The sequence below is a fragment of the Phocaeicola sp. genome, assembly GCF_057861905.1.
In genome coordinates this window covers 31,069-55,203 of the sequence record NZ_DBMACV010000008.1, presented here as the reverse complement: position 1 = coordinate 55,203, position 24,135 = coordinate 31,069, and the positions used below count along the sequence as shown (strand labels likewise).

The window sequence follows — 24,135 nt, the reverse complement described above, 5'->3', positions numbered from 1 at the left end:
ACTTATCCTGCTGCTGCGTCTGCGGTTGAGTCTGCGGTATCAGGCTCCACTCCGGGAGGATAGATGCGGTATCGTCTTTCCTTGCCGTCTGTCGGTTTCAGAATATCCACACGGATACCCATTGCCAGCACATTTTGCATGTTGATTCCGTTCTGGAAACCGTTACAGCTCAATCGAGCGTTGAAAACACGGAAACTATGTCCGGAATGCATGGAGATGGTCAGTACGCCACTAGCTACCTTTTTTGTAGGTGGTGTATAAGAACCGTCAGCTTCCGCTTTTCCACCGAACACATCGACCATGCTCTGCGCATTCAGTTGAATAAGGTTCATCGTAAATGCGTCACTTCCCGGATTGGTCATGATGCTATCCACCGGTCCGTCTGTTACCTGTGCGGCTATCACATCCATAAAGGTAGGTGCGTTTCCTGCCGGCTGCATCCCGTTTTCATCCAGCCAGCCCAGTGTTTTTTCCTGTCCTTCTGCACCCGCAGCCTTGAACTGGACGGCTGCTACACCATACATCAGTCCGTTGCTTGTATCTGCCATAATCTTATCGTTTTTAATGTTTGCTTAAATAGTATTTAATCAGTTGCCAGATAAGGAAAATCCCCAGCAGGGTCAGGGCTGTTCCTGTCAGCCATTCCTGCACTCCAGGACGTGTTTCCTTCACTTCATTGCTTGCAGTTTCATCGCGTATACGGTGGTCGGTTTCCGTACGCGTTACGGTTACCTGTCTTCCTGTACTGTCGGCTGTCGCCGTGACGTTCACGCCACCTTCTCCGTCTGCCTGTATGTCAATACTCAGACCGTCATTTCTGTAGCTCAGTCCGAATCCGGCAGGAAGTTTACTCAGGTTCAGCCACTGCTCCGCACTCACCGAGCAGGTCGCCGTCCTCTTCGGGACCGGCTCGAAGGTTGTTTGCTCGGTTACGCTCGTTCGGAGGCTGTCCGAGCGGACGGTTTCCAAGCTGGCCTTTCTGCTGCTGGCGCAAGAAGATAATGACAGGACAGCGGTCAGCATACTTGCAAGTATGCAGTTTTCGTAAAGCCGTTTCATGATTGATATTCCGTTCGTTTTGTTTTCGTAGTTGTTTACTTAGTTCCAATACCGTTGCACTCAGATCATCGTATAGTGTCTTGTATGTGCCTTCGGTTTCTTTCACTGCGCGGACTTGATACACCTTCCTGTCACGCCACCAGGCAATGGCTGTTGCCAACCAGCCGGCAGGAAGCAGCCAGTCCCATAGCGACTGTAGCAGGGTCCAATCCATAATGATCTACTCTTTTTTAAACAATCCCCCGATAGCCTTAATCACATCATAGAATCCGCATCCACTGAGTCCCGCTGCCAGTCCATAGATTAACACCTGCCACCAGACATAGCCGGTAAGTAGCGGAGTAAGTTGCAACAGCCAGGCAAGGATACATACCACCATGCCCACGCCGCACGAAATCAAAATCTTGGCCAGCTTGCTTGCGGAGATAGCCGGAACAACTTTCAGAATCTGTGTCACCAAGGTAGAAACCAGGGCTACGATTCCGGTAAAGCTACCCAGGTCGATAAGGAACGATGTTTCAGGTTCAGCAGCCGGAAGTACGGTCTGCGCAAAAGAAGCCAGTGTAATCAGGCACAGGCTGAAAAATAAGATAATCCGTTTCATTTTATTGTGCTTTAAAGTTTCAATGTCTGTTTCCTGTTATTCCCGTCGCGCTTGTAAGACACATGCACCCAGGAATAATTCTTTTCATCGATCAGCTGATCAAAAGGAAGATGGCCTTTAATGTACTCAAAGAGTTTCCGGTTTTCTTCTTTGCTTCCTGCCGTAATATCGGCAGCTTCTCCTTTCAGATGCTGGCTGCTTGATGTTCCTCCTACCAGCCGGTTCAGTTGCGGACAGCGGTACCCTGAATTGACTGTAATCGGTTTTCCGTACCATTCGCGGAGCGGGTCAAGCACGTTGTCGGCCAGGGCTTTCAGATTACCCGCCTCCTGAAGAGGCGGTGTATTCTTGATCCCATGAGCATCAGCGGTTGTGCTGGCACAAAGTTCACCCATTGTAAAGTGTTTCATACCTCATTCCTCCTTATGCTTCAAGTTCTTCACCGGCTGCCGGATCTTCCTGCAACTTTTCTTCCAGACCGTTTACACCTTTTTCTCCTCCTTCAGACATAGCCATAGCCATTTTAGCGGCTTCAGCTTCACGGCGTACAGTAGCCCAGTTCTTGTCTGCTTCCACTTCCTGGTCGGATGTCTGTGCGGTCGCTCCGTCGTAACTGTAGATAGCACCGATAGCCTCCATCTTCTTCGGAAGTACGATGTAGTAGTGGCGGAAGTTTACTTCGTTCTGCTGGTAGTCCGGGTTGGTCTGTGCGTCGCGGTAATACATCTTGGTGCTTCCCTGTGCACGGAACACACGCTTGGTGTAGAAACAGAAGGATGCCTGATGGTCGGTTCCCGAAGGCGAGTTCTTGAACGGAACTTTTGTGCCTTCCTTGGTGAAGTACGGACAGTTCTCGAATTCATACACCTCGAAGCCGTACATGTTGGCAATCTTTCCGGTTGTGTAGTTATAATACTGGTCGCGGAACTTCTGGTCGTCTTCCAGCAGGTCGTTCACGTGATCCGAGCAGAGTACCAACCGGCGGCCTGCTGTGGGAATCTGCAAGGCATCCAGCTTGCGTTTCAGAGCGATGATGTCCTTGCGGGTACATTTCTTACGTCCGTTGTCATCTTCGCCGGAAGTAGGCACTACCGGAGTTTTCGCTGTATTGCTGTTCGGAGCCAGTGCATGAGCCGCTTTCTTGAATTTGGCGATAGTGATGGCATCTCCGTGACGCTCAATCACGCTTCCCATCTTGTCGTAAGAGATAGCAAAGAGCTGGTCGTCCGATACGGCTGTCTTTTTGGTCTGGAACTTGTCAAGGCCTAGTGCGATATCCCCGTCCTCCAGTTCCTGTGCGGCGATGGGATACGTAGTGTTGTTAATCAGCACATCCGGATCTCCGCCCACATCTACCAGATGCACCACTTCGTTGTTCACCGCAGCCGAATAATCCGATACTCCGTCCAGCCAGGAGGCGGTCATTCCTCCGCGGAGTTGCTTCACCAGCTCGCCCGTCCACACTTCGGTATAGACACCTTCCAGGGCGGCACCTTTCGGCAGGAACTTGCCCAGTGCCATCGGAAGCACCACGCCCACAATCAGTCCCCAGAATCCTGCGCCCGGTACTCCAAGCAGAAAGAGGATAACGATACTCATCAGTACATTCACCAGTGTGCCGGTTACGAATTTTACGATTTCTTTTCTCATGTTCGTGTTTTAATTTGTGTTCAACAATCAGTTAAGTTCCGGACAGTCCACACCGTATTCAGCCTTGTACAGCCTGCGGTACTGCTGCGGATCGTTCTTTCGCATCAGTTTCAGTTCCTCTGCCGGAACTTCGCTCAGTTTCTTCCAGTCGCCTGCCGCCTGCGAAGTACTGCGGTTCAGCATCATCGACGGCTTGACCGTGCCGTGCATGGCCTCAAAGGTCAGTTTCAGGCTTTCCTGGCCTACCTTCTTTCCCAGTTCGATAAAGTGCGCTTTCTTCCCTGCTTCAATCTTTCCGGAAGTTACGGCCTCATCCACCAGCTGGGTAATACCAGCCAGACGCAAGGTGTCCAGTTCCTTTTCCAGCTTCTCCTTATCGGTACGCAGCGTCGCGTTGGCCGTCTGGTAGCCGAGCAACACATTAATCTGTTTCTGCACTTCCGGCAGTGTGGCGGTGTCCGCCAGCCCCAGCATCAGGGCGATGGTTTTCAATTGTTCGTTCATTGTCTGTAATGTTTGGTTTTCATTAAAGCTTTCCTTCAACAGCGGCAGGTCGCATCCGCCTCCTGCATCCAGCCTGAGTTCCCGTCCCTCGTAAGAGAGCCGGATGTTGTCATCGTTTCCGCCGATGTCCACCATGCTGTATTCCATCAGCTTGCAACGGGTTACGGTAGGACGGGTTTGTCCGGGTTTCAGCAAGGCAGCGTCTTCGCTTGTTTCCAGTATCTCGAAGTTGGGCGAACCCATACGTAGCGTGCCCTTTTCCCATTGCTGCTTTGCCAGACGCGATTCTTCGCGTACCTCATCAAACCAGGGTTCGCCGGTCACTTCTCCATCCGCTACGCGTATGTCCTTGATCATTCCTATTACCACGCCCCGCTGGTGCATCCAGAGCAGTACGGGATTCCGGTTAAACTGCGTCAGGTCGATGCCTTCGGTACGGATCCACGTGCCGTAGCAGTTCAGCGTTTCGTTCGATATTCTGATTCGTTTTGCCATTTTTCCGTTCGTTTGACGCAAACTTACTCTGCCTTTCCCGTCCGGGCAAAAAAGTGTGTAACGGTTGCAAGGAAGTGCGTAACCTGTACACTGTTCTCTGTAACGCTTGCATCCCTTTTTCCTGAATGCACGAAAATGGATGAACTTTGCCTTAAACGAATATTAAATACAAGGTAAAACATGGCTAAAAACGACACAAAACAGGAACTGGCACGGGTGCTCTACATGAGCGGACTTTCGCAGGAAGAGATTCTTCAGAAAGTAGAAGTGAGCCGTCAGACACTCAGCCGGTGGATCAATACCTTGGGCTGGAAAGAAATGAAGGCGGCACGCAACATTACCCGTCCGGAACTGGTAAACAAACTGCTGTCTTCCATCAATTCCCTGCTCGACAAGGCGAACGAGCCGGGCAACGAGGATATGCTGGCCAGCCTGGGAGACAAGCTGATCAAGACGGCCACGGCCATCGAGAAGCTGGAGAAGAAAGCCAGCGTGGTAGACCGCATCGACACGATGATCGACTTCGAGAACTGGCTGGCGGCCAACCGTGACAAGTATCCCCAGCTGACCAACGAACTGTTCCAGCTCGTGAACCAGCTGCACAACGATTACCTGAATGAACTCTTCGCCCAGAAAGGAGGCTAAGTATGACAGAGCAGGAAAAGAAAGAAGCCCTGAAACGATGGCAGGAACACTGCAAGCGGGTGGAACGGATGACCTCGCAGGAACGGGTGGAAACCGAAGCAGAACGCAAGCGGAACATCGCCCGTGCCCTGAAGGATTACGACTGTTTCTGCCAGCGCTACCTTTCGCACTACTGCCAGTGCCCGAATGCCCGGTTCCACAACGAGGCGGCACGCTACATCGCCGCACATCCGGAACTGCGTCTGGTCTGTAAGTGGCCGCGCGGTCATGCCAAGTCAGTACACCTGGACATCGGCATCCCGCTTTGGCTGAAGTTCCGTAGCGAGCTGCACGTTATGGTGCTGGTCGGCAAGAGTGAAGACAGCGCCGATGGTCTGCTGGGCGACCTTCAGGCAGAACTGCAATACAACCAGTACATCATCCGGGACTTTGGCGAACAGTACAACAGCGGCATGTGGCAGGAAGGCGAATTTGTCACCAAAGACCAGTGCGCCTTTTTCTCCCGAGGCCGTGGCCAGTCGCCCCGTGGTCTGCGTTTCCGGGAGATGCGTCCGGACTACATCGTGGTGGACGACCTCGACGACGATGAGATGTGCCGGAGCGAAGCCCGTGTACGGGAAATGACCAACTGGATAAAGGAAGCCCTGTTCGGCTGCTTCGGAGGCAAGGACGGGCGTTTCATCATGGTGGGTAACCTGATTTCCAAAAACTCCGTATTGCAGAAAATCATTGACACGCCGACCGTAAAGACCATTGAGGTGAACGCCATCGATCGCAACGGGAATCCTGCCTGGCCGGAGTTCTACACCATCGAGAAACTGCGCGACCGCGAACAGTTCATGGGCTACCGCTCGTTTCAGAAGGAATACATGAATAATCCCATCACCGAGGGAGCCGTGTTTCAGGAACGGTGGATACGCTGGCGACCGATGCTGAAACTGAAATACTACGAGCAGATAGTGCTCTACATCGACCCTTCGTGGAAATCATCCGGAAAGAACGACTACAAGGCTGCCGCCATGATAGGTCGTCCCAGGCGTGGATTGAAAACCGCCTCCCACCGGGAACTGCATCTGCTGCGTGCCTTCTGCCGCCAGTGCAGCGTGGGCGAAATGGTGCGCTGGCTCTACGATGTCTACGAGTCACTGCCTGAGGATGCGGCGGTCAGTATCTACATGGAAGCCAACTTCATGCAGGACACCATCCTCGACGAGTTCCAGCGTGAAGGCGACGCACGGGGCTACCAGCTTCCCATCATGCCGGACAAACGGAAGAAGCCCGACAAGTTCGCCCGTGTGGAGGCTATTAGCCCACTATGGGAACGTGGCTACTTCTTTTATAACGAGAAGCTGAAAGAAGACCCCGACATGCGGGCCGGAATCGACCAAACACTGGCTTTCGAACAGGGAAGCCGTGCACACGATGACTTCCCCGATGCCAGTGAGGGAGCAATTTATAAATTACAGAAACAAACCCGTGAGGCTTCGTTCACACCCCGACTGGGCGTGCGGCGACCTCCTAAAAACTCATGGTAATTATGTTTATCACCGAACAAGACTACATACAGGTCAGCACCGACGCGCTGAGAATTATCCAGCAGGCTACGGACGACAATCGTCTGCTGGCCGAACGCCGTGCCATGGACCGGATTGCAAGCTATCTGGACGGACGCTATGACATGCAGACGGCCTTCACCGCCGAAGGCGAAGCAAGGAACCTCGACCTCGTGGGACTGGTGGCCGACCTGGCACTCTATTTCATGGTGCTCAGTCTGCCGCAGAAGATGGGATATGAAATCCGGAAGGAACAGTTTGAAAACGCTGTCGCATATCTGGAGAAGGTACAGGCTGGAAAGGCGGTCATGAACCTTCCCGAACTGCAACCCACGGGCGAAGAAGGAGAACAAACCGGCGCCGGTATACGCTACGGCTCCGACAAACGTAACAACTATATCTGGTAACGATTATGACAAAGAAACCGAAAATAGAATATCTCAACCGGATGAATGCCGCCGAAAGACGGCGCATCAAGGAAATGAGCGTCAAGCTCCAGCTGCTCACGGAAGCATTGACACGGCGTGACCTGGCCGACTGGCGGCGTGCATGGCAGATGGCTATCAACGTAGACAACCCAAACCGTACCCGTCTGCTGAATCTTTATACCGATGTGGATGCCGACCTGCACCTGACCGGATGCGTGCAACAGCGCATGGGATTCGTACTGAACAAGAGTTTCAAGCTCTGCGACGCGAAGGGTGTGGAGAATCCGGAACTGACGGAACTGCTGGAAGCTCCCTGGTTTAAGGAATTCATGCGAATGGCACTGGAAAGCAATTACTACGGTCATTCACTTATTGAACTGGGCGACGTGGTGGAAGTGGACGGACGGATGGCCTACAACCGGGTAAGCCTGATTCCGCGTACCCACGTCATTCCCGAATACGGTGTCATCATCACCCACGAAAACGACACCTGGCAGGTGGGCTACGACTACCGGAACAGCGAGATGAAAGACTGGTGCATCGAAGCCGGAGGCACGCATAATCTGGGTCTGTATCTGAAATGCGCCCAGCAGACTATTCCTAAAAAGAACATGTGTTCGTTCTGGGATATGTTCGGAGAAATATTCGGTATGCCGCTGCGAGTGGCGACTACCACCAGCCGCGACCCGAAGGAATACGACCGTATTGAACGGATGTTGCGTGACATGGGAGCAGCCGCTTACGGCTTGTTCCCCGAAGGAACTACCGTCGACCTGAAGGAAAGCACCCGTGCCGATGCGTTCAATGTGTACGACAAACGCATCGATCGCTGTAACTCGGAAATATCGAAAGGAATCCTTACCGTCACGATGACCATGGAAGACGGGGCCAGCCTTTCGCAGAGCGAGGTGCACCGCAAGATGCTGGAAAACCTGATTCAGAAGGATGCCGACCTCATCCGTGACCTGGTGAACTGGCAGCTCATCCCTCGCATGATCCGTCACGGATTCCCGCTGAAAGGTTTCCGCTTCGCGTGGGATGAGTCGGTAGACTATACCCCCGAACAGCAGGTGGCCTACGAGCGTCTGCTGCTGGAGCATTACGAAGTGGAGCCAAAATACTTTGTAGACAAATACAACATCCCGTTGAAACGGAAGAAGGACACATCCTCCGTAGCGGTTCCGGAAGTGAAGAAAACGGCACAACAGAAGTCCGGAAAGGAAGAGCAGAAGCTGGTATTGCCGGAAGGGGAACACCCTTTTTTCGACTAAGCCCCGAGGATTATAAGGGGCTGCATCAGCGGTACGCCGACATCCTGAAACTGGCGACTGAGGAAGAAACGGAAGACGAAATGGAGTTTCCCACCGTAGAAGCCGGATGGATGCTGCTCATGGGATGGCTTTATCAGCAGGCAGAAGTATCGCCCGAAAGCCTGACTGCCGAAGAGGTGCAGCGTTTCATCCGTACCCATTCCGATGTACTGGACGAAGCGGTAGACACCGCTCTGAAGGAAGTCCCGCTGGACGACATATCGGTGCAACGTCTGAAGGAATCGAACTACGTGTTCAGCGGCATCAAGACCTTCCACGAACTGAACGAGGCTTTCCCCTCCCTGCTGGATGATGAAGGAAACCGCAAGCCGTTTAATCAGTTCTTAAATGAGGTTCAAAAGGTACATGACACCTACAACGTGCAGTACCTGCGTACGGAATACAACTTCGCCCAAACGTCCGCCCTGATGGCTGCGCGGTGGAAGAAATTCGAGCAGGACGGCGACCGATATAACCTCCAGTACCGCACCGTGGGCGACAAGCGGGTACGTCGTACTCACCGGATGCTGCATAACATCACCCTTCCGATAACCAGCCCGTTCTGGGACAAATATTTCCCGCCCAACGGATGGGGATGCCGATGCACCGTGGTGCAGGTACGCAAGGACAAATACCCCGTGAGCAACGAGCAGGAAGCCATGAACCTGGGCAGTCAGGCCACCGCCGGAAAGTATCAGGAAATGTTCATGTTCAACCCCGGCAAGCGGATGACCACCTTCCCGGCATACAACGGCTACACCTTGCGCAAATGCAACCAGTGCGAAGTACGTCCAGACAAGATGAAGCTGGCAGCCGACATTCCGGACAATGAGGTATGCCGGGCGTGCAGGTTGCTTCAGGAAAGCATCAGCCACTATACGGTTGTTCCCACCAAAGCCGGAAAACTCCGCATTCATGACGGACACGGAAAGCATGAGCGTGAAGAGAACATCCGTATCGGAACCTACCTTGCCGAAAAGCACGGCTACGAAATAGACTTGCTGGACAATCCGCAAGGCAGAAAGAGCGCAGACAGCTACAACCGCACCTTGGACATGGAGCAGGAATACAAGATGGCTTCCACCCCGTCCGTGAATGCCATCGACCGCCTGATACGTGACGGACGGAAACAAGCTGACAACATTGTGCTATGGCTGGATACTGATATACCGTTGGGTAATTTACGTGATGCGATTACAAGTAGGATTAGAAGAGCTGATAACGTACAATCATTAACAATTATCCGTAATGGTAAAGATGTAACATATAATCGTGAGGATATATTGAAAAATAATTGGGAAATAAAACAGGCAGATTTCAAATAAAGAAACCTGCCTGAGTCGGGGCGCACGGCCTTTCGGCTTAGCACCAATGCAAATATACGATTAATTATTTAAATATCAAACCGTAATGACAATTATTCCATTATACCTGATGTGTTTCCTGCAATGCCTCAAGCAGTGCGCGTACCATAAGAATGTTGTCGGCATCAGTACTGTCGGGACAGCCGCGGTTCGTAACGTCGGTGTAATACACACAGGAATCGAGCAGGATGGCCTGCAAGGCTGTGGCAAGTTCCTTCGGAGTATTGTCCTGTACAACGCTTTCAAGTGGGGTCATGTCGTATTTCGTTTTCATGGCTTAGTCCTCCTTTCCGTTAAGTTCCACAATGTCCTGCGGCTCGAAGTCGAATACCGTCTGACTGTAGTCGATGCCTTTCTTGCGGATGCGCCAGTCGGGGAAGGTGATGCCCTTGTTCTTGTTTTCCTTGGCCGTGTCGATGATGGACTGGAGTACGGAGTTGCTCACACTGTTTCCGTTCAGCACGTCCTTCACGTGATGGAGCGTAACGTTGTGCCGTTTTGCAATCTCTTTCAGGTTTGCCAGCGAAGTGTATCTGCGCAGGATAGCCTCCAGCTTGCGGAACCCCTCACGGTGTTTCGGGGCAGGAAGAATACGGGTGTTGACCAGCGTGCCAACATTGCGTCCGGTGAGGAACTTGATGAACCCATCTATAACAGCTATCCCGAAATGTGGATTAAGCCACATGGCAAATCTTATTGCCACATGATAATCAGTACACCAAGTACCTTGCTCATTTGCGTGTCCTCCTTGTTTCTTTATGATGAAGCTGTCATCTTCCGTTCGCCATATATGGCGAACGAGGTTCTCTTCTTCAAGAGCTGCCAAAAACTCCTTTGCCTCTGTTGTACGAAGCCATCTGTCCGGAGCTTTGTTCGCTCCATACGGCTTAGCCATCTGGGTGAGGTTTACCATGCAGTTGTTGATACCTTGGCGGGACACCGCCACTTCGTTTCCCTCAATGTTGAGGATTTCAATCAAATTCTTATTAGAGGTCATATTGATAAGAATTGTGATATAAAAGAAAAGCCCCCCGTAGGTGTGACCTCCACATACGCAGGGCGGATGCAGCCGGTTGTTTCCGCACGGCCACCATAGAGGGCTATTCTAAAATATCCTGTTCAAAATAAAGTCTTATAGATTTATTTGCCCAAGAATGGTATGTGAGGTCACCGGCAAAAGTACAACAAATTTTGAAACTACCAAATGAATGAAAGCAAAAAAATAACAAACGACCTCCAGCGACGCATCAACCTACTGGTAAGGGAGACGCTGAAGGATATACGGACGGAAGCATTGGAAGAGTTCGACCGGAACTTTGAGCGCGAAGCCTTCTTCAACCAGAAGTGGGCACGCCGCAAGTTTAACGACGACAAGAGCCGGGGGCTGCTCGTCCGTACCGGGAACCTGCGACGTAGCATCACGGGACGCATCACCAGCCGCGACAGCGTGGTGATTGAAACCACCGAACCGTATGCCCGGATACACAACGAAGGAGGCACCATCACCGTAACACGGAAGATGAAGGCTTATTTCTGGTACCGCTATCAGACCGTGACCGGTGGAAAGGCTGCCGACGGATTCAGCAACAACCTGCAACGAAAGAAAAACGGCGCACCGCGCAATAACAAACGAAACCGTGCCCTTACCGCCGAAGCGGAGTTCTACCGCGCCATGGCCATGAAAAAGGCAGGCAGCAAAATCACCATACCCCGACGGCAGTTCATCGGCAACCATCCCGACCTGGAAAAACTGCTGAAAGAAATCTTTTACAATAACGCTAAAAACTTTGACACACTATGAGAAGAATGCTTTATCTCGGCCTGACCGAAGCTCTGAAAGAACTGAAAGACGACGGCGGACAGCCGCTTATCCGACACATAGACCTGTGGAACGAGCAGGTGGAATTCATCGAGCAGGAAGACCCGTTCGACACCCCGGCGGTGTTTATCGAATTCCGGCCCGTACAGTGGCGCACGCTGGGAGGAACCACCCAGCAGGCAGACGTTCCGTTCCGGCTGCATGTGGTTACGAAATGGAAAGGGAGCGCAAGGAACGGGAGTATGTTTCAGGAGGAATCGCTGGAGCGCTTCGATTTGCTGGACAAGATTGATGCGCACCTGTTCAACTTCTTTCTGTCTGCCCGGAATGAATCTGTCTGCATGACCCGACGCACGGGCAGCAGCACCAACCATAACCACGAGGAGCTGGTGGAAGACATCAGCGATTTCACCTGTCAGGTCACACAGACCTATTAGAAAAGCGTCAGCTGCCGTTCTGCCTGGGCGATGCGTTCCGTCACGCGCGGATCGGCGCTGGCATTGATGATGTTATAGAAAGTTTTTTCGCAGATGCGGTACTTCGGCCAGATGTAACGACGAAGGATTTCCCGGTTCGAAAGCCCGCTCCGTGCATGCTCATCATAAATGCGTACTATTTCCTGCACGCGGAAAGCATAGCTCATTCCCACTATTTTCTGACGGCTGTTCTTTACCATATCATCCTGCTGACTTTATCGCAAAAGTACAAAAAAAAGCGGACATTATCCCATTCACGCACATAATAACTGCTATTACGACAGTATGGCCTTGTACTGCCGTAGATTTGTACTGTCATGACAAGTTAACCACATTTTTACAAACATTTAAAAAAGACAGACACATGGCAATCAATTATTCTATTGCGGCATACAAGAAACCTGGAGATTTGGAAGGCGAAGCTAAATTCTACGCCAAGGCACAAGCAAGCGGAACTGTTGACATCAACGAACTTGCTGACGATATCGCCTATAGTACTACTCTGACGGACGGTGACGTGCTGAACGTGATCCGTGCGCTGATCAAGCAGATTAACCGTCATATCGCCAAAGGGGAAATTGTGAAACTGGAGAATCTGGGTACTTTTCAGGCGCAGATACGCAGTAACGGAGCAGATGTCCCAGACGAATTCAACGAAAGCTACATCCGTCAGGTACACCTTCAGTTCCGACCGGGACTGGGCTTGCAAAGCACGCTGGCGCTGGAGAACCTTCAGTTTAAGAAGGTGAAATCGTACAAGAAGCTGGAAGGCGAATAATTTACCGCCGGAAAAATGATTCATTACCCCGCGGAAACAGGACGTTTACCGCGGGGTAATTTTTGCAGTAAAAAAAATTATTTGTATCTTTACCTATTATGAAAGCGATATACCTTACAGACCTGGCTCAGCAATATTTTCCTAAATCCAGTGCCCGGAGTGCCGTAGCGCAGCTTCGCCGCTGGATAGTGTTGAACGAAGACTTACAGCAACGGCTTTCCGAACTACATTTCCATAAGGGGCAGCGAAGCCTGACTCCCTTGCAGCACGAAGCGATATGTCATTTCCTTGGAGAACCGGGCGAATAATATACAGCAATCCCCGGCATCGGTTTTCGGTGTCGGGGATTGCTGTATATTATCGGCTGATGCACTTGCGAAGGTTTTCCAGAAGGAAACGCACGTTCGACACATCGGTTTGGTCTTGCTGTGCAGGACTTCCATAATCAGTGTCAAGTAATCTCATGACTGCGGTAAACAGTATATTATCCAGCGAATCTACTGTTTCTTCAAAATCTGCTATCTTCAGATACTGTTCCCATTGTTCATAATTGAATTTCGTTGCCATAGGTCAGTCCTCCTTGAATTCTAACTCCAGTTGTTTTACGTTGTTCATTTTACGGCTGGCACTAAGCAGAAGCATTGCTCCGCGTGTCATTACAAACCATCCGGGATTGTTTGCCCCCAAAAGAAGAATTTTCTTTGCTAATGTTTGCTTAGCGTTAAGCTTCTTGGCAGCTTGTGTACTTTCGGTACGGCTTCCCATTGCCGCATGCAGGTCGTTCATGCTGTACCACGTTTCATTATCTATGGTTACGCAACGTACTGGGCTGTTATTGAACATACGTGTTTCGTAGGGAATATCTCGCGCGTCGATGAAATCTGTTTTCGGTTTGTACATACCGTAATATCCTTTCTTGCGGATGGACGGAAGTACTTCGGATGTAACCCATTTACGGAATGCTTTTGCTTCTGGCTTGCGTGATTGGAATATTAATGTGTATAAACCGGATTCATTGACAATATTAGTTATTCGTTGTCTGTTTAATGCATCGGTTAGGTAAGTACTATTTACCTCATCTTCGTCTAAAGACTTAATTGCCATTCTGTGATTAGTCAGTTCTAACACATCGCAAACGTCTTTTGCCACAAACCAAGGTTCATCGTTGATTATCTGTACACGGATAGGTGTACTACTTTGATTGAAGCTGAACACTTCTACCAGCCCCGTAGTCTGGTTTTCGTTTTGTTTTACCATAATGTAGATAATTTAATGAGCATTTGTGCGGATAAAAAAAGAACGGCATCCGCTTAACCCGTCGCTCAAAGTCTATCTACATAGGACTCGCACACGTTATTACAACGTATGCACGGGTACAGATGCCGCCGTATTATAGACGGTTTGCATACAGGCATAAAAAATGCCCGATGCGGTACTATCGGACAGAACTCGCTGTCCTATGTAGATATGTTATAAACTTTGAGCACCGCAAATATGCAAATTCTTTTTTATTATCCAAGCACGCTTGCCCGATTTTTTTCGGAATATCCCGAATTTTGTTCCCGGATTGGCTTATCAGGCCACACCGGGATAGTGGTTATTAAAGGTCTATAATTTCAATCTTCAAATCACGCTCCAGCTCACACATCATGTCGATAGTGTCATTGTTTTCCACATCGAAGCAGATGCCCAGGTATTCGGGGCTCTGCTTCGAACGCTGCACCTTCAAGTCGCATGGGCGGCTGTGCTTGATCCAAACGAACATGAACTGACTGATTATGCTGTAATGAATCTTTGCAGCCACCCTGCGAGGCTTGAACAGATCAAGGTTCTGGTTCTGCATAGGGTTCAATCTGTTTGATTACTGTTCCGCTGAGCCAGATACGTCCGCTGCCCTGGCATTGCGGACACACTTTCTGTTCGGGGTACTGATGCTGCAAATCTTTTTCTGCATACACGGTCACTGTGCCGGTTCCTCCGCACTGGCGGCAGAGGCATACGCGGCGATGGATATAGTTTTTTTCTGTTTTCATCTTCTGTCTGCATTTTCAAATTCGGGTTTCACATCGGGTTCCGCTTCGTAAGGATACACGTCCATAATGGCGGTTTCCTGTACGGAGGCTATCACGTAGTCGGCCAAAGTGCCTTTCATACCTTCATCCAGCTTCTTGATGGCATCGCGAAGGTCGGAAGCCTGTACCAGTACCTTGAAGGCGGTACGCTTTTCTGCTCCGCTCTTTTCGTCGAGTGTGATAAACCAAAGTTTGCACTTATACCAGATACAGGCAGACTCCTCTTCGCTTGGGAACAGTTCGTTGTAGTTTGCTTTAGCAACTCCAGCCACTTCGAACTCGCCGCTGATAAACGGTGTCATTTCTTCGATAATACGGCTTTCGGCTTCTGTGAAGCTGAGAGCGTCTACCAGATAGGGTTCTGTTACTTTTTTCTGCATTCCGTTTTCCATTGTTTTCTCATAACGGATTTTGCATGTAAACCAATTGTGCATCATAATTCTTCTATTTTTGTTGATTGTTTAAATATTACGTTAGTGTGATCTCTTCTCGAATCGTCCATACATTCAAGTCCTTTCCCGTAGCAGCTTATGGCGTGCTCAAAAAACCAGCATCCGTTGCAAGGGTCTTCCGGGGCTTTCACCTCGACTACTTCGAGCGCATGTCCGTTCCAGGTGAACGTTTCTCCTAATTCGTGCTCCATGAGTCTTTTATTTTTTTGATTAGTTCATCCCATCCTTTCCGTGCCATTCGTGGTTCCATCCAGCAGAGCCAGCCAAGTATTCCGAATATTCTTCCTGTAAAATTCAGAATGAATCCAAGGATAACCAGCGGCCCTATAATGACAGAAAAGGCTGTGAAAAGAATGATTTGTGTACGTTTATTCATTATTCGATGTAATAAGATGTTATTACCAGATTGCTTCGCATTATTATGAGAGATAACCGGTTATCGTCTTCTCCGAGCAATACACGGACAGAAGCCCGGCGTGCGTGTTCCTCATCTTTCAGATTCTCTATACACCCTTCCATAATCATTTTCAGGCGAAGGTATTCATCACGGGTTGGTTCCAGCTCTCTGTCCTGAGTTACACGGGTCATGTACTCGTGCAGCTTTTTCATCCAGCGCGGCCATTTGTCGCGCCGGATGTTTGTCTTAAAAGTAAGTTCAGCCATAATTCTTTTTCTTCCATCCATTAAGTTGATAAACCTTATCCCGTGCTGCCTCTTTGGAACGGCATTCCGCAATGGGAGTGCCTATACACGTAGAATCCGTGTATTCATTACGATACACAATCCAAAGATTACCGCGACGGAGATAACTGTACTTAGACCGTTTGGACCGCATCGCTTTCCTTTTTTGGTTCCACATAGAAAGATTCGTCCTGCACTACCTCTACGCCGATGTTCGCAAACTGTTCAGCAACTTCCGGAACGTCACGATCTGCCAGCAGCTTATCCTTTGCCAGTTCCTCCGTAGTGCGAATGTATTGCGGAAGGAACTCTTTACATAAGTTTGTTACGGCTGCCCAGGTGAAGCCTTTCCGGTTCTTCAGTCTCGGATTACCTGTTCGGAATCCGATAATGCCATGTGCCGATTCCAGACTTTTCTTTTTGCTGAACAGCGTATCCTTGTTTTCGGTGGCGTAGGTCTGCATCACCTCAAAGGTACGGTCTTTCGTTTCATTCAGCTCGGCCAGCTGGTCGGCGTACTTCTCACGAATCTTCGTCATTTCCTGGTCCATCTTTGCTGTGAGTGACTGGGCCTTTGCGTCGGCCATGGCGAATTCGGCAAATGCCTGTTCGTACTGTTCGCGGCTTACTCCGCTGATTACTGTTTTCTTTGTTCTTTTTGCCATCTTAATTAAGTTTTAATTGTTATTTAAATTCTGTATAGCATAAGCGTATTTTTGCATCTGGATTAAGGGCTTTTGCCAACCGTCTTACGTCATTGAGATTATCTGTCCTCCAGCAAGTACGGAGAATCTTGACCGGCCTGCCGGGTAAGGAAACTATGATCCTCCATACGATATATTTCTTTCTATTATTCATCCCTCATGTCCTCCATTGCTGCATATCATATTCCATCTTCAGGGCTTCGTCCGCCTGCTGTCCGCAGAAGTTTTCCAATTCCCGCAGAATGAGTACCTGATCGGCGAAGTCAAACTGCTGCATGCGGTTCATAATGTCATTCTGGATTTGTTCGATTGTCTGTTCCATTTTCCTCCTGCCTTTCTGCTACCGTTATGCGGTGCTCTTTTACAACTTTACTTTTATCAATTTCCTTTTTTGAATAGAATATCCGCTGTCCGTCCTTATAGCCAGTCAGAAATCCTCTGTCTGCCCATCGCTTTATGGTAGTCTTTCCGCAGCCGATGTATCTGCACGCATCAGCCTGCGACATCAGGTCCTCCGGATCGGCTTCCGAAACCAGTTTGCGGCTTATACGATTAATCTGTGATTTAAGTCCAAGCTTTCTCTCTACACGCTCCAGACGTTTCAATAAATTATTGTATTCCTTGCGTGATAGCGTAATATTTTCATCCTGCTCCTCTTCCGGTTCATCTTCCAGATCCGGACAGATAGAACTGAGACCGATCTTTCCTGCGAGGAACTGGGCTGCATCCCGTGCGGCATAAAACAGAGTTTCGTTCCGTTCGTCTTCCGGAACGTTGCGCACATACTGATTGAATACCCATGTCTCGCTGCGCTTCATTTCCAGGACTTCCACCTGTATTCGGCTCGCTGCGTCTGTATAAGCCTTCAAGTGCTCTATTGCCCGATTTATTTCTGATTGTTTTCTCATTTCTCCTCCTTTCTTGCCATTGCCTCAAACTGTCGTTTCACTTCTTTTAGTTCTGCCAGCGACATTTCCGTCAGGTTCTTGCGGAATTTGCTGCGTGTGCGGCAGAACTGGTTTATCTTCGCTTTGTTCATTTCAAAATCCTCCGGTGTTTCGTTCGTATAGTTACGGTTCAGGCAGGAAATACGAAACGAAAGGGAGAATATCTGTTTCACTAGGGCACGCGCCTCCTTGCGAACGCGGTCGGCTGACTCCTTGTTGAAGCGGCTAAGAAGCAGTGCGGCTTCTTCTTTGGTTAGCCCTGCAGTGCTGTCGGTGCGGCCAGAAGTAAACTGGCTGATAAACCCGTGACGGTCTTCTTCACTGAACCCCATCTTGTGAAACTGGGCTTGCAGTGCCTTGATCTGCTGCGGGGTTATAAGGCGTTCTTTCATTGTTACTTTCATGATTGTATGTGTTAGATTATTCTTCTCCGTGATATTGCCGGGCTTTCTCCGGCACGATGTCATAGTAACCGACTGGGCCGATAAACCGGCCCTTTGAAAAGGCTCTGAAACCTTCCACGTAGATCTTCAGTGAAGCATCATACATGACTCCTTTCGCAGCGCGTCCGTTGGGAAGTTGTCCTTCTGCATGGCTGATAAAAATGAGCAGCTTTCGCTTGTGTCTTTCCTTGAACTCGATGTACTGTCGGTAAGTCATTCGGGTGTACTGGAAAGAGTCGATTACCACGATATCGGGGCTTTTCTGTCGGCAAAGTCGGATGCTGAGTTCATCCATATCCTCGTTATCGATAAGCAGGAACTTCTTGTTGACTTCCATCATTCCTGTACGCCTGATGGCATCCTGCATAGTGCGACAAGCACCTTCCTCCATGCTGTCGTAAGCCACACGGCCAAAACGGCACAAATACTTGCAGAGCTGGAGGGCAAAACTGGTCTTTCCGCTTCCGGAGTTTCCCCAGATGATCCATACTCCCCGTCGTTCAGGAGTACCGAATGCATTATACCAGGGACCATCAAACTGCATTACATCGAATTTCATGGACAGAAGCTCACGGACACCTTTTGCGTTGCGGTCGAAAGTAAACTTCTTGCGTGGGGGCGGTGTAGTTTCCTCTCTATTCATTGTTGCCTCCTTTCTTCAGGCGGGCTTCAATCATTCTCTTCTGTCGGTGAATGCATCGTTTCACGCGGCGAAGGTCGTTATCGCTTCGCTTGGCATCCTTCAGCACCTCTTCTATATCGGCACGGTCGGTCAAGTTGTTAGCCTGACAGATGGCGTATATGTCATTCTGTTCTGTGGGAGATACATCGAAGAAACGGCGTCCGATTCGGCTGTTTATTTCCTTGTAACCTTTCTTGTTGTAGCGAAGACCGGCTTCCATACGGCGCTTGATGTAATCCGTACTGAGAAACACGATACCTGAGTGACCTTCCAGGCGGTTGTAAATGCTGATGAAATAGTTGAACACGCTGTCAGTAAGCTTGTCGCCTTCATCGAACACTAGCAGCGGGTTCCCAAGGAAAGAAATCATGCTGATAGCGTTCTCCAGCATGTCACGAAGGTTGGTCGTGTCGGTAGGTGCACCTACCTGCTTGGCTATCTCACGCACAAAGTCGCTCCGGCGCATATCTTCCGAACAGAGGATGTAGAACACATTGCGGTGCGTACGGCGGTACTCGATGGCTGCGGTAGTCTTTCCGCATCCGGCATCGCCCACAACCCATGTCACGTTCTTGTATGCCTGTGCGTCGGTCAGCGCATAAGTAATTTCCTTGAAAGTCTTTCCCTCGTGCAGCGTCCAGGAATCAAACGCAAATCCAATCTGAACCGCGATACGTGTAAACATGTCATCACTGATCAAGTCATATTTTCCGTTGCATAACTGGCTGACGGTGGCAGAGCTGACATTTTGCAGACTCTCTGCCGCGCGATTGCGTGTCGGGTAATTTTCACAATAAGCAATCAGTGCGCTACGTACCTGTTCTTTCATTTCTGTAGTCAGTTTCATTGTTTTAATAGGTATTTAAACATTGTTCAATCAAATAGTTAGAATTTTCCCAAGCTGTTCAGCTCATCGAACGTGCTGTTCGAAACTTTTTTTGTCCAGTCACCGGCTGATGCGAAAGTCAGCGGTTCGTCTGCCAGTACAGGCTCTTCCGGAATGTCCGTGTCGGGCATCTGTACCGGAGCTTCCAGTGTGCCTTTCTTCATTTCCTCACGGTATCCGTCAAGCTGCTTTTCGCTCACCGCAACCGGACGCGGAATGCGGAGCTGGGTGTATGCCTCGCCCATGGCTTCTTCCATAAACAGATCCTCTTGTGCGATGTGCATGGCTGCACGTGTGCGGCGGTTGGCATCCAGCTGCGCAAACAGATAAGCGTTTTCCTCGTCGGTTCGTTCCTGAGTGGCACGGTGAATGGTGACTTTCGGTGTGGCGATGGCTGCATACTTGGCTCCCGTGTCAGTCACCGCCCAAAGTTCGATGCGGGTCATGTCTTCCGGATCATATCGGTAGAGGAACTGACGGCCCACGTTCTGAAGGTGGAAGTTCATATCCACCAGCCCGTCGTCTCCATACACCATGTAGCTGTATTCCTGCTTGTTCATGCGGAAGTTGAAACCCTCCTTGGTGTATAGCACCGGAGCCTGAGAGAACAACATGAAGATTTCGTGTGCTTCGTAATCATCCAGCGGTTGGGCTTTCGGATTCTCAATGGCGGTGTACATTTCCAAACGGGTCATTCCGGTTGGGCTGGTAGGATGCTGCATCGAGTTCCATTCTTCGCGACAGTCGGCATACTGCTGTTTCAGTTCCTCCAGCGTGGGCAGTTTATCAATGTTAGCCATTACCATGTCAACATTGGCACGGCTGGAAAGCTTCTTTGCCGTAATGTTCTGACCGGTGAAATTGTATAGTTTGTGAAGTACCTGCTGCTGGAACCGTCCGAAAGCGGACTCGATGGATTTTGACTGGCCGTTGTGCGGCATCGTGGTTTTGTGAAGATGACAGAGTTTCTTGAAGAATCCCTGCGAAGCCAGCTTCTTGTGTCCTCCCTGGTTATCGGTCACTATCTCGTAAGGCTTTACCTTCCATGTCTGGAGTGCCATACGGTATGCCATGTACTGGTTGTAGAAGTTTTCGCCGTCACCGATAAAGTAGCCGAGGAACAGTTCCGTGCAGGCATCCATCACTTCGTACACATCCGTGGTGCGTGCCACCCATCGTTTCTGCCGTTCATCATAAGCACGGTAGTAAAGGTTTATCTTCGTTCCGTCTGAGTACCACAGCGAGTTCGGCATGGACGGCATTACCGTGTCGAAGGTTGGCATATACTTGTTCTTAAATTCCCTTTCGCCATTTACCGCGGCATACCACCACACCATCACCGCCGGATCATTCAAGTAACTGTGCATCGTGGTAGGACTCTTGATGGTCTTCAGCCCGCGAAGCACCGCCTGACGGTTGTATTCCTCAAAGAGCTGCATATCTGTGTAGACAGGGAACTTGCTCCGGCGGAGCTTCAGCAAAAGAGCACCTTCAGCCTTTCCGATGCGGCGTGCGGCACTGTTGCCCAGGTTACCGCTCACCAGCACCCCGTATCCCTCACGCTTGTAGGCATTGAATTTTTCGCGCAGACGTGCCGGATTTTTGGGCAGGGTGTGATTCGTTATTTCGCGAAGACGCTCACAGCAAATCAGCACACTGTTCCATGTTTCCGCACGGCGGGCAAAACCACCTTTGGCATGTTCCACACTGCGTGCCTTTTCCGTACGCACCATTTCGTTCATCACCTGAGCGTTTAGGATGTATTCCATCTGTCTGGATAACTCGATGCTCGGCTCAAACTCCTTGAAGAATCGTACCGCATCGGCATCGAACCGAATCTGTGTGTTGATGTACTTTTCCTGCTCACGCTGTTTCATTTCCTCGTATGCGTTTTTGAATGTGTCATCGTATGCTGCACGGAGCCGTTCCGGCATGGAGCGGTAAGCGATCAAAGCTTCGCGTCCGTTTCCTCCACGCTGCAATATGTTCAGTTTACCTTCACGAACATACTTGTCGTAAGTGGGCTTACTGATAATCCCCCCACGTATAAGCTCCGTAAAGCTGACGCATAATGTGTTTCCGTACATTTCCATGATTAATTCGTTAAGATTATAGTCCGGCTCCGGGGCTTGAACCCGGACGGCAGCCGCTCGGTGAAGTTCTGCAAGCCGTGTGTGCGTTACTGGTTACGTGATTCTCTGTCCATGCGCCTTGCCGCTGGGATAAGTGCCAGGCAGAGGCAGATTGTAACTATCAGGTTCATTGTGCCGTCCAGCAGGCAATTCAGGATGGCGGCTGCAAGTATCAGCAGCAGGTTACGTGTAGTAGTATTGATTCGTTTCATGATTCTATGGTTTTGAGTTAGGGGCCATCCCTATTCTCGCGAACCGGAATGGCAATGATTCATCACTTATGCAGTTGGTTGAAATTTTTCTCTTTTCTTAATTTCTTCGAACAGTTGCGCCTGCATCTTTATTAGCATACAAAACTCTTCGTCTTGAACAGCCTCGCGAAATCCTCTATCACCTTTCACTAAGTCTATCAGTTCGCATACATGTTCAAGCTGGGATTCAATGTTCTTAAAGGAGTACTTTGTAAGATTCATACAGATTTTTTTTAAAGGTTAATAACTTCCGCATACGGATTTTCCAGTTTCTTCAGCTCGTATAGTTCCGCTCCGTGATTCAGGGCATACGAGCGGATAAGTCTTGCCGTAGGGCTGTTGGTAACGTATGACAGAGCTGAAAAAACAGAACGAGTTGTAACTTTCAGTTTTGAGGATATTTCTTTCTGAAGTTCACCGCTTGCTTTTATTCTTCTGATTCCGTCAAATTCCTCTTTGCTTCTTTTTGATGACTTTTCATATACACCAATTCTAACCAGATAATTAGCCACGGTACTACTTGATTTAATTTGATTTAAACCATATTTCTTTGCCTCCTGATTATATTTTCTTTGAATTTCTGTAAATTCTATAAGAGGATTTGATAAGTAGATATTCTTCAGAATATTTATCCCTTGTGTTGATAATTTACCGTTATATCCCATTTTTATTCTAATTTTCTGACTGATTTTCATCTTTCTCTATTACCTCTCGAAGCGTTCTTGCGCCTTTCAATACACCGCCCATTTCAAGAGCAGCCTTACGTATCATGTTCGCCACATTACTTCGGGTTCTAAACTTCAGTGCGTCACGTACTGTTACTTCACTTACGCTGAACTTTTCAGCTAACTTTCGGCGTTCGCCGTACATCATTAATATTTCTGCCATTTCGTTATTGTTTTTGTTGTTATTATTCGGTTAAAAGTCCGTCCCTATTCTCACGAACCGGAATGGTTTTGCTACATTTGTAGCGATGCTAAACAAACTAACTTTATTTTGATTATGAGTACTGTATATGTTTATGAGTCTTTTTACTCTGTCGTAGTTGAGTCTAACAGGCATGATACCTGTCTTAATGAATCCAATCGGATTAAATCGCTTGCAAAAGCTTTTAATGCATCCATTGTGAAGGAAGCTAAATCTGCAAGGAAAGGAGATGTGCTCTCCCGAAATATCATGATCAGTTTTAAAGCCCATTCTCATGAAACCATTATTTTTAGAGAAGCACTGGACATTATAATCGGTAGTATCAACATCTGGAATCCGGGATTGAAAGCATATATCTATGACAGTTCAGTGGAGCGGACAGATGCATCTTTCGGCCTCACTGACTAAATTCCACATCTCCTCTATGCTGTTGTCGCATAATGTAACCAAATCCGGGTGTTCTTTCCGACATTCGGATTTGGCTGTTTGTGCGTGTGCTATCATCTCGTCCAATATCCTCTCCAGCTCTTTATAATCAATCTTATGCTCTTTCATAGCTTCATTCCTCCCACGTGATGCAAAGTTGTTCGTAAGCTGGTTTCTTCTCCGGATAGGTGCGACCTTCCTGTCGGTTTTTCTTTGCCAGAACCTGGATGCACTTTGCAACCGGATAACTCATTGAGGTTCCGGCATACACCTTCTGCACATGCCCCAGCGTGACACGCTGCTTCTCGGCTGTAAGGCAAAGCTCCGCACGGCTGATGTAGGGCTTCACGTTTTCTTTCCACTGGCCGAAATACGGACGGAACTTGGGAAGCGGAAGACGTTTCGTGCTTTCCGGACGCTCGCCGCTTACCGAGTAGCTTCCGGTGCGTCGAATGCTGGGAAGCACTGTGCCGGTCACCCAGTTGACAAACCTGTCGGCTTCCGGCTTGTTGCTTCGGAAAGCTAGTTTGTAAACGGCTGCTTCATTAATCACTTTCAAGGTTTGAAGACCACCACCTTGATAATTTCCGCAGGGGGTGGTGAGATTTACCATCCCCTGCCATTCTTCGGGAATGTTGTCTAACGTGTGGCCACTCCAAGTAATATTTAAAGCCATTGCTACATCTTTGGCAACGAACCAAGGTTCATCATTGATTACTTGTGTCCTTACGTTCACATTTTCGTTTTCATTGTAGAATACTTGCAGACCTGTTGTCTGCTGAATGTTCGCTTTATCCATAATTTGCGTTTTTAAAGATTATTTTCTACCTTTAGAGCGTCTTTCGGT

At 49.3% G+C, this 24,135-nt stretch carries 40 protein-coding genes; 9 read left to right on the top strand and 31 right to left on the bottom strand.

Features of this window, described 5'->3' with window-relative positions; translation table 11 throughout:
* Positions 1-2: 2 nt before the first annotated feature.
* The 7 genes from ACZM60_RS02890 to ACZM60_RS02860 are packed head-to-tail and all read right to left on the bottom strand — an operon-like array spanning position 3 to position 4,312.
* Complete coding sequence (locus ACZM60_RS02890; RefSeq protein WP_489520767.1) at positions 3-548, bottom strand: hypothetical protein; 546 nt, start codon at positions 546-548, stop codon at positions 3-5.
* Between the two features lie 13 nt (positions 549-561).
* Entirely contained in the window at positions 562-879 is a 318-nt protein-coding gene (locus tag ACZM60_RS02885) for a hypothetical protein (RefSeq protein WP_489520766.1), read from the bottom strand.
* Positions 848-1,273 carry a hypothetical protein gene (locus ACZM60_RS02880; protein WP_484247061.1) on the bottom strand — a complete coding sequence of 142 codons (426 nt, stop codon included), beginning with the start codon at positions 1,271-1,273 and terminating at the stop codon, positions 848-850. Before ACZM60_RS02880 ends, ACZM60_RS02885 begins: the two co-directional genes overlap by 32 nt.
* Before the next feature lie 6 nt (positions 1,274-1,279).
* On the bottom strand, positions 1,280-1,663 hold the full coding sequence (locus ACZM60_RS02875; protein ID WP_489520765.1) for a hypothetical protein: 384 nt from the start codon (positions 1,661-1,663) through the stop codon (positions 1,280-1,282).
* An 11-nt stretch (positions 1,664-1,674) separates the two neighbouring features.
* The gene (locus ACZM60_RS02870) at positions 1,675-2,073 is read right to left on the bottom strand and encodes a D-Ala-D-Ala carboxypeptidase family metallohydrolase (RefSeq protein WP_484247059.1); all 399 of its coding nucleotides are present in this window, start codon (positions 2,071-2,073) and stop codon (positions 1,675-1,677) included.
* 13 nt (positions 2,074-2,086) lie between these two features.
* Positions 2,087-3,313, bottom strand: a complete 1,227-nt coding sequence (locus tag ACZM60_RS02865) for a hypothetical protein (protein WP_489520764.1) — start codon at positions 3,311-3,313, stop codon at positions 2,087-2,089.
* Positions 3,314-3,340: 27 nt separating this feature from the next.
* Positions 3,341-4,312, bottom strand: coding sequence for a hypothetical protein (locus ACZM60_RS02860; protein WP_489520763.1), 972 nt, complete (start codon positions 4,310-4,312; stop codon positions 3,341-3,343).
* Between the two features lie 180 nt (positions 4,313-4,492).
* Between ACZM60_RS02860 and ACZM60_RS02855 the strand changes: the two genes are divergently transcribed.
* The 5 genes from ACZM60_RS02855 (at position 4,493) to ACZM60_RS02835 (ending at position 9,573) form a co-directional block, all read left to right on the top strand.
* Positions 4,493-4,957: a DUF1804 family protein gene (locus tag ACZM60_RS02855; protein WP_304212764.1), complete on the top strand. Its 465-nt coding sequence runs from the start codon at positions 4,493-4,495 to the stop codon at positions 4,955-4,957.
* 2 nt (positions 4,958-4,959) lie between these two features.
* Positions 4,960-6,492, top strand: a complete 1,533-nt coding sequence (locus tag ACZM60_RS02850; RefSeq protein ID WP_489520762.1) for a hypothetical protein — start codon at positions 4,960-4,962, stop codon at positions 6,490-6,492.
* On the top strand, positions 6,486-6,917 hold the full coding sequence (locus ACZM60_RS02845) for a phage protein Gp36 family protein (protein ID WP_489520761.1): 432 nt from the start codon (positions 6,486-6,488) through the stop codon (positions 6,915-6,917). The genes ACZM60_RS02850 and ACZM60_RS02845 overlap by 7 nt, the downstream gene beginning before the upstream one ends.
* 5 nt (positions 6,918-6,922) lie before the next feature.
* Entirely contained in the window at positions 6,923-8,209 is a 1,287-nt protein-coding gene (locus tag ACZM60_RS02840) for a phage portal protein family protein (RefSeq protein ID WP_489520760.1), read from the top strand.
* An 80-nt stretch (positions 8,210-8,289) separates the two neighbouring features.
* On the top strand, positions 8,290-9,573 hold the full coding sequence (locus tag ACZM60_RS02835) for a phage minor head protein (protein ID WP_489520759.1): 1,284 nt from the start codon (positions 8,290-8,292) through the stop codon (positions 9,571-9,573).
* 100 nt (positions 9,574-9,673) lie between these two features.
* Here ACZM60_RS02835 and ACZM60_RS02830 read toward each other — a convergent pair whose 3' ends face one another.
* Together ACZM60_RS02830 and ACZM60_RS02825 are read right to left on the bottom strand one after the other, a co-directional pair.
* Positions 9,674-9,886 carry a hypothetical protein gene (locus tag ACZM60_RS02830; protein WP_303913112.1) on the bottom strand — a complete coding sequence of 71 codons (213 nt, stop codon included), beginning with the start codon at positions 9,884-9,886 and terminating at the stop codon, positions 9,674-9,676.
* 3 nt (positions 9,887-9,889) lie between these two features.
* Positions 9,890-10,609, bottom strand: a complete 720-nt coding sequence (locus ACZM60_RS02825) for a KilA-N domain-containing protein (RefSeq protein ID WP_489520758.1) — start codon at positions 10,607-10,609, stop codon at positions 9,890-9,892.
* 207 nt (positions 10,610-10,816) lie between these two features.
* On the opposite strand from ACZM60_RS02825, the gene ACZM60_RS02820 reads away from it, so the two are divergent.
* Together ACZM60_RS02820 and ACZM60_RS02815 are read left to right on the top strand one after the other, a co-directional pair.
* A complete protein-coding gene (locus tag ACZM60_RS02820) occupies positions 10,817-11,413 on the top strand; it encodes a phage virion morphogenesis family protein (RefSeq protein WP_489520757.1) in 597 nt (198 codons plus the stop codon).
* Complete coding sequence (locus tag ACZM60_RS02815) at positions 11,410-11,868, top strand: hypothetical protein (protein ID WP_481375447.1); 459 nt, start codon at positions 11,410-11,412, stop codon at positions 11,866-11,868. The genes ACZM60_RS02820 and ACZM60_RS02815 overlap by 4 nt, the downstream gene beginning before the upstream one ends.
* Here ACZM60_RS02815 and ACZM60_RS02810 read toward each other — a convergent pair.
* Positions 11,865-12,107 carry a hypothetical protein gene (locus ACZM60_RS02810; protein WP_481375448.1) on the bottom strand — a complete coding sequence of 81 codons (243 nt, stop codon included), beginning with the start codon at positions 12,105-12,107 and terminating at the stop codon, positions 11,865-11,867. The genes ACZM60_RS02815 and ACZM60_RS02810 overlap by 4 nt on opposite strands.
* Before the next feature lie 164 nt (positions 12,108-12,271).
* On the opposite strand from ACZM60_RS02810, the gene ACZM60_RS02805 reads away from it, so the two are divergent.
* On the top strand, positions 12,272-12,685 hold the full coding sequence (locus ACZM60_RS02805) for an HU family DNA-binding protein (RefSeq protein WP_489520756.1): 414 nt from the start codon (positions 12,272-12,274) through the stop codon (positions 12,683-12,685).
* Positions 12,686-12,783: 98 nt separating this feature from the next.
* On the top strand, positions 12,784-12,993 hold the full coding sequence (locus tag ACZM60_RS02800) for a DUF4248 domain-containing protein (protein ID WP_489520755.1): 210 nt from the start codon (positions 12,784-12,786) through the stop codon (positions 12,991-12,993).
* Between the two features lie 49 nt (positions 12,994-13,042).
* Here ACZM60_RS02800 and ACZM60_RS02795 read toward each other — a convergent pair whose 3' ends face one another.
* The 21 genes from ACZM60_RS02795 to ACZM60_RS02695 all read right to left on the bottom strand — a co-directional run bounded on the left by ACZM60_RS02795 (position 13,043) and on the right by ACZM60_RS02695 (position 24,087).
* The gene (locus ACZM60_RS02795; protein WP_489520754.1) at positions 13,043-13,252 is read right to left on the bottom strand and encodes a hypothetical protein; all 210 of its coding nucleotides are present in this window, start codon (positions 13,250-13,252) and stop codon (positions 13,043-13,045) included.
* Between the two features lie 3 nt (positions 13,253-13,255).
* Positions 13,256-13,942, bottom strand: a complete 687-nt coding sequence (locus ACZM60_RS02790; RefSeq protein ID WP_489520753.1) for a BRO-N domain-containing protein — start codon at positions 13,940-13,942, stop codon at positions 13,256-13,258.
* 343 nt (positions 13,943-14,285) lie between these two features.
* Entirely contained in the window at positions 14,286-14,528 is a 243-nt protein-coding gene (locus ACZM60_RS02785; RefSeq protein ID WP_489520752.1) for a hypothetical protein, read from the bottom strand.
* Positions 14,509-14,718: a molecular chaperone DnaJ gene (locus ACZM60_RS02780; protein WP_489520751.1), complete on the bottom strand. Its 210-nt coding sequence runs from the start codon at positions 14,716-14,718 to the stop codon at positions 14,509-14,511. Before ACZM60_RS02780 ends, ACZM60_RS02785 begins: the two co-directional genes overlap by 20 nt.
* The gene (locus ACZM60_RS02775; protein ID WP_489520779.1) at positions 14,715-15,197 is read right to left on the bottom strand and encodes a DUF4494 domain-containing protein; all 483 of its coding nucleotides are present in this window, start codon (positions 15,195-15,197) and stop codon (positions 14,715-14,717) included. Before ACZM60_RS02775 ends, ACZM60_RS02780 begins: the two co-directional genes overlap by 4 nt.
* Positions 15,191-15,400 carry a hypothetical protein gene (locus tag ACZM60_RS02770; protein WP_489520750.1) on the bottom strand — a complete coding sequence of 70 codons (210 nt, stop codon included), beginning with the start codon at positions 15,398-15,400 and terminating at the stop codon, positions 15,191-15,193. Before ACZM60_RS02770 ends, ACZM60_RS02775 begins: the two co-directional genes overlap by 7 nt.
* Positions 15,385-15,585, bottom strand: coding sequence for a hypothetical protein (locus tag ACZM60_RS02765; protein WP_489520749.1), 201 nt, complete (start codon positions 15,583-15,585; stop codon positions 15,385-15,387). The genes ACZM60_RS02770 and ACZM60_RS02765 overlap by 16 nt, the downstream gene beginning before the upstream one ends.
* On the bottom strand, positions 15,585-15,872 hold the full coding sequence (locus ACZM60_RS02760; protein ID WP_489520748.1) for a hypothetical protein: 288 nt from the start codon (positions 15,870-15,872) through the stop codon (positions 15,585-15,587). The genes ACZM60_RS02765 and ACZM60_RS02760 overlap by 1 nt, the downstream gene beginning before the upstream one ends.
* Positions 15,873-16,024: 152 nt before the next feature.
* Positions 16,025-16,555 (bottom strand): host-nuclease inhibitor Gam family protein, encoded by a 531-nt coding sequence (locus tag ACZM60_RS02755; RefSeq protein ID WP_489520747.1) that lies wholly within the window; start codon positions 16,553-16,555, stop codon positions 16,025-16,027.
* A gap of 196 nt (positions 16,556-16,751) precedes the next feature.
* Positions 16,752-16,916 carry a hypothetical protein gene (locus tag ACZM60_RS02750; protein ID WP_489520746.1) on the bottom strand — a complete coding sequence of 55 codons (165 nt, stop codon included), beginning with the start codon at positions 16,914-16,916 and terminating at the stop codon, positions 16,752-16,754.
* On the bottom strand, positions 16,885-17,502 hold the full coding sequence (locus tag ACZM60_RS02745) for a helix-turn-helix domain-containing protein (RefSeq protein WP_489520745.1): 618 nt from the start codon (positions 17,500-17,502) through the stop codon (positions 16,885-16,887). The genes ACZM60_RS02750 and ACZM60_RS02745 overlap by 32 nt, the downstream gene beginning before the upstream one ends.
* On the bottom strand, positions 17,499-17,945 hold the full coding sequence (locus tag ACZM60_RS02740; protein ID WP_489520744.1) for a hypothetical protein: 447 nt from the start codon (positions 17,943-17,945) through the stop codon (positions 17,499-17,501). Before ACZM60_RS02740 ends, ACZM60_RS02745 begins: the two co-directional genes overlap by 4 nt.
* A 16-nt stretch (positions 17,946-17,961) precedes the next feature.
* Positions 17,962-18,627 (bottom strand): ATP-binding protein, encoded by a 666-nt coding sequence (locus ACZM60_RS02735; RefSeq protein ID WP_489520743.1) that lies wholly within the window; start codon positions 18,625-18,627, stop codon positions 17,962-17,964.
* Complete coding sequence (locus tag ACZM60_RS02730) at positions 18,620-19,513, bottom strand: AAA family ATPase (protein ID WP_489520742.1); 894 nt, start codon at positions 19,511-19,513, stop codon at positions 18,620-18,622. Before ACZM60_RS02730 ends, ACZM60_RS02735 begins: the two co-directional genes overlap by 8 nt.
* A 38-nt stretch (positions 19,514-19,551) precedes the next feature.
* On the bottom strand, positions 19,552-21,645 hold the full coding sequence (locus tag ACZM60_RS02725; RefSeq protein WP_489520741.1) for a hypothetical protein: 2,094 nt from the start codon (positions 21,643-21,645) through the stop codon (positions 19,552-19,554).
* A gap of 86 nt (positions 21,646-21,731) precedes the next feature.
* The gene (locus tag ACZM60_RS02720) at positions 21,732-21,896 is read right to left on the bottom strand and encodes a hypothetical protein (RefSeq protein WP_489520740.1); all 165 of its coding nucleotides are present in this window, start codon (positions 21,894-21,896) and stop codon (positions 21,732-21,734) included.
* 66 nt (positions 21,897-21,962) lie between these two features.
* Positions 21,963-22,157 carry a hypothetical protein gene (locus ACZM60_RS02715; protein WP_489520739.1) on the bottom strand — a complete coding sequence of 65 codons (195 nt, stop codon included), beginning with the start codon at positions 22,155-22,157 and terminating at the stop codon, positions 21,963-21,965.
* An 11-nt stretch (positions 22,158-22,168) separates the two neighbouring features.
* Complete coding sequence (locus ACZM60_RS02710; protein WP_489520738.1) at positions 22,169-22,600, bottom strand: hypothetical protein; 432 nt, start codon at positions 22,598-22,600, stop codon at positions 22,169-22,171.
* A 7-nt stretch (positions 22,601-22,607) separates the two neighbouring features.
* On the bottom strand, positions 22,608-22,823 hold the full coding sequence (locus tag ACZM60_RS02705; RefSeq protein ID WP_289612122.1) for a hypothetical protein: 216 nt from the start codon (positions 22,821-22,823) through the stop codon (positions 22,608-22,610).
* Positions 22,824-23,228: 405 nt separating this feature from the next.
* A complete protein-coding gene (locus ACZM60_RS02700; protein ID WP_139255756.1) occupies positions 23,229-23,417 on the bottom strand; it encodes a hypothetical protein in 189 nt (62 codons plus the stop codon).
* Positions 23,418-23,421: 4 nt separating this feature from the next.
* Positions 23,422-24,087: a BRO-N domain-containing protein gene (locus ACZM60_RS02695; RefSeq protein WP_489520737.1), complete on the bottom strand. Its 666-nt coding sequence runs from the start codon at positions 24,085-24,087 to the stop codon at positions 23,422-23,424.
* Between the last annotated feature and the right edge of the window lie 48 nt (positions 24,088-24,135).

What these genes read in the sequence shown, in the direction of transcription:
- ACZM60_RS02890 (WP_489520767.1), bottom strand. Translation starts at nt 548, where the DNA reads ATGGCAGATACAAGCAACGGACTGATGTATGGTGTAGCAGCCGTCCAG.
- ACZM60_RS02880 (WP_484247061.1), bottom strand. Translation starts at nt 1,273, where the DNA reads ATGGATTGGACCCTGCTACAGTCGCTATGGGACTGGCTGCTTCCTGCC.
- ACZM60_RS02875 (WP_489520765.1), bottom strand. Translation starts at nt 1,663, where the DNA reads ATGAAACGGATTATCTTATTTTTCAGCCTGTGCCTGATTACACTGGCT.
- ACZM60_RS02870 (WP_484247059.1), bottom strand. Translation starts at nt 2,073, where the DNA reads ATGAAACACTTTACAATGGGTGAACTTTGTGCCAGCACAACCGCTGAT.
- ACZM60_RS02865 (WP_489520764.1), bottom strand. Translation starts at nt 3,313, where the DNA reads ATGAGAAAAGAAATCGTAAAATTCGTAACCGGCACACTGGTGAATGTA.
- ACZM60_RS02860 (WP_489520763.1), bottom strand. Translation starts at nt 4,312, where the DNA reads ATGGCAAAACGAATCAGAATATCGAACGAAACGCTGAACTGCTACGGC.
- ACZM60_RS02855 (WP_304212764.1), top strand. Translation starts at nt 4,493, where the DNA reads ATGGCTAAAAACGACACAAAACAGGAACTGGCACGGGTGCTCTACATG.
- ACZM60_RS02850 (WP_489520762.1), top strand. Translation starts at nt 4,960, where the DNA reads ATGACAGAGCAGGAAAAGAAAGAAGCCCTGAAACGATGGCAGGAACAC.
- ACZM60_RS02845 (WP_489520761.1), top strand. Translation starts at nt 6,486, where the DNA reads ATGGTAATTATGTTTATCACCGAACAAGACTACATACAGGTCAGCACC.
- ACZM60_RS02840 (WP_489520760.1), top strand. Translation starts at nt 6,923, where the DNA reads ATGACAAAGAAACCGAAAATAGAATATCTCAACCGGATGAATGCCGCC.
- ACZM60_RS02835 (WP_489520759.1), top strand. Translation starts at nt 8,290, where the DNA reads ATGGAGTTTCCCACCGTAGAAGCCGGATGGATGCTGCTCATGGGATGG.
- ACZM60_RS02830 (WP_303913112.1), bottom strand. Translation starts at nt 9,886, where the DNA reads ATGAAAACGAAATACGACATGACCCCACTTGAAAGCGTTGTACAGGAC.
- ACZM60_RS02825 (WP_489520758.1), bottom strand. Translation starts at nt 10,609, where the DNA reads ATGACCTCTAATAAGAATTTGATTGAAATCCTCAACATTGAGGGAAAC.
- ACZM60_RS02820 (WP_489520757.1), top strand. Translation starts at nt 10,817, where the DNA reads ATGAATGAAAGCAAAAAAATAACAAACGACCTCCAGCGACGCATCAAC.
- ACZM60_RS02815 (WP_481375447.1), top strand. Translation starts at nt 11,410, where the DNA reads ATGAGAAGAATGCTTTATCTCGGCCTGACCGAAGCTCTGAAAGAACTG.
- ACZM60_RS02810 (WP_481375448.1), bottom strand. Translation starts at nt 12,107, where the DNA reads ATGGTAAAGAACAGCCGTCAGAAAATAGTGGGAATGAGCTATGCTTTC.
- ACZM60_RS02805 (WP_489520756.1), top strand. Translation starts at nt 12,272, where the DNA reads ATGGCAATCAATTATTCTATTGCGGCATACAAGAAACCTGGAGATTTG.
- ACZM60_RS02800 (WP_489520755.1), top strand. Translation starts at nt 12,784, where the DNA reads ATGAAAGCGATATACCTTACAGACCTGGCTCAGCAATATTTTCCTAAA.
- ACZM60_RS02795 (WP_489520754.1), bottom strand. Translation starts at nt 13,252, where the DNA reads ATGGCAACGAAATTCAATTATGAACAATGGGAACAGTATCTGAAGATA.
- ACZM60_RS02790 (WP_489520753.1), bottom strand. Translation starts at nt 13,942, where the DNA reads ATGGTAAAACAAAACGAAAACCAGACTACGGGGCTGGTAGAAGTGTTC.
- ACZM60_RS02785 (WP_489520752.1), bottom strand. Translation starts at nt 14,528, where the DNA reads ATGCAGAACCAGAACCTTGATCTGTTCAAGCCTCGCAGGGTGGCTGCA.
- ACZM60_RS02780 (WP_489520751.1), bottom strand. Translation starts at nt 14,718, where the DNA reads ATGAAAACAGAAAAAAACTATATCCATCGCCGCGTATGCCTCTGCCGC.
- ACZM60_RS02770 (WP_489520750.1), bottom strand. Translation starts at nt 15,400, where the DNA reads ATGGAGCACGAATTAGGAGAAACGTTCACCTGGAACGGACATGCGCTC.
- ACZM60_RS02765 (WP_489520749.1), bottom strand. Translation starts at nt 15,585, where the DNA reads ATGAATAAACGTACACAAATCATTCTTTTCACAGCCTTTTCTGTCATT.
- ACZM60_RS02760 (WP_489520748.1), bottom strand. Translation starts at nt 15,872, where the DNA reads ATGGCTGAACTTACTTTTAAGACAAACATCCGGCGCGACAAATGGCCG.
- ACZM60_RS02755 (WP_489520747.1), bottom strand. Translation starts at nt 16,555, where the DNA reads ATGGCAAAAAGAACAAAGAAAACAGTAATCAGCGGAGTAAGCCGCGAA.
- ACZM60_RS02750 (WP_489520746.1), bottom strand. Translation starts at nt 16,916, where the DNA reads ATGGAACAGACAATCGAACAAATCCAGAATGACATTATGAACCGCATG.
- ACZM60_RS02745 (WP_489520745.1), bottom strand. Translation starts at nt 17,502, where the DNA reads ATGAGAAAACAATCAGAAATAAATCGGGCAATAGAGCACTTGAAGGCT.
- ACZM60_RS02740 (WP_489520744.1), bottom strand. Translation starts at nt 17,945, where the DNA reads ATGAAAGTAACAATGAAAGAACGCCTTATAACCCCGCAGCAGATCAAG.
- ACZM60_RS02735 (WP_489520743.1), bottom strand. Translation starts at nt 18,627, where the DNA reads ATGAATAGAGAGGAAACTACACCGCCCCCACGCAAGAAGTTTACTTTC.
- ACZM60_RS02730 (WP_489520742.1), bottom strand. Translation starts at nt 19,513, where the DNA reads ATGAAACTGACTACAGAAATGAAAGAACAGGTACGTAGCGCACTGATT.
- ACZM60_RS02725 (WP_489520741.1), bottom strand. Translation starts at nt 21,645, where the DNA reads ATGGAAATGTACGGAAACACATTATGCGTCAGCTTTACGGAGCTTATA.
- ACZM60_RS02720 (WP_489520740.1), bottom strand. Translation starts at nt 21,896, where the DNA reads ATGAAACGAATCAATACTACTACACGTAACCTGCTGCTGATACTTGCA.
- ACZM60_RS02715 (WP_489520739.1), bottom strand. Translation starts at nt 22,157, where the DNA reads ATGAATCTTACAAAGTACTCCTTTAAGAACATTGAATCCCAGCTTGAA.
- ACZM60_RS02710 (WP_489520738.1), bottom strand. Translation starts at nt 22,600, where the DNA reads ATGGGATATAACGGTAAATTATCAACACAAGGGATAAATATTCTGAAG.
- ACZM60_RS02705 (WP_289612122.1), bottom strand. Translation starts at nt 22,823, where the DNA reads ATGGCAGAAATATTAATGATGTACGGCGAACGCCGAAAGTTAGCTGAA.
- ACZM60_RS02700 (WP_139255756.1), bottom strand. Translation starts at nt 23,417, where the DNA reads ATGAAAGAGCATAAGATTGATTATAAAGAGCTGGAGAGGATATTGGAC.
- ACZM60_RS02695 (WP_489520737.1), bottom strand. Translation starts at nt 24,087, where the DNA reads ATGGATAAAGCGAACATTCAGCAGACAACAGGTCTGCAAGTATTCTAC.